This is a genomic window from Paracoccus sp. Z118 (assembly GCF_019061185.1).
Lineage (GTDB): Bacteria > Pseudomonadota > Alphaproteobacteria > Rhodobacterales > Rhodobacteraceae > Paracoccus.
Genome location: NZ_JAHQZU010000133.1, coordinates 1 through 446, shown reverse-complemented (window position 1 = coordinate 446; position 446 = coordinate 1). Strand labels below are relative to the sequence as shown.

Below are 446 nucleotides of genomic sequence, written 5' to 3'. Positions count from 1 at the left end.
CGCTCGACCCGGCCCGTCACCACGGTGCCGCGGCCCGAGATCGAGAACACGTCCTCGATCGGCATCAGGAACGGCAGGTCGATGGCGCGCTCGGGCGTCGGGATGTACTCGTCCACCGCCGCCAGCAGGGCCTTGATCGAGTTCTCGCCGATCTCCGGGTCGCGGCCTTCCAGCGCCGCCAGCGCCGAGCCCTTGATGATCGGGATGTCGTCGCCGGGATAGTCGTAGGAGGACAGGAGTTCCCGCACCTCCATCTCGACCAGCTCCAGCAGCTCCTCGTCATCGACCTGGTCCACCTTGTTGAGATAGACGACCATGTAGGGGATGCCGACCTGGCGGCCCAGCAGGATATGCTCGCGCGTCTGCGGCATCGGGCCGTCGGCGGCGTTCACGACCAGGATCGCGCCGTCCATCTGCGCCGCGCCGGTGATCATGTTCTTGACGTA

Annotated in this window: 1 protein-coding gene; it reads right to left on the bottom strand. The window is 66.8% G+C overall.

The window, feature by feature from the left end; translation table 11 throughout:
- Window positions 1–446 (bottom strand): GTP-binding protein (locus tag KTN05_RS18825; RefSeq protein WP_254368353.1); only part of this gene is annotated, 446 nt, incomplete at both ends.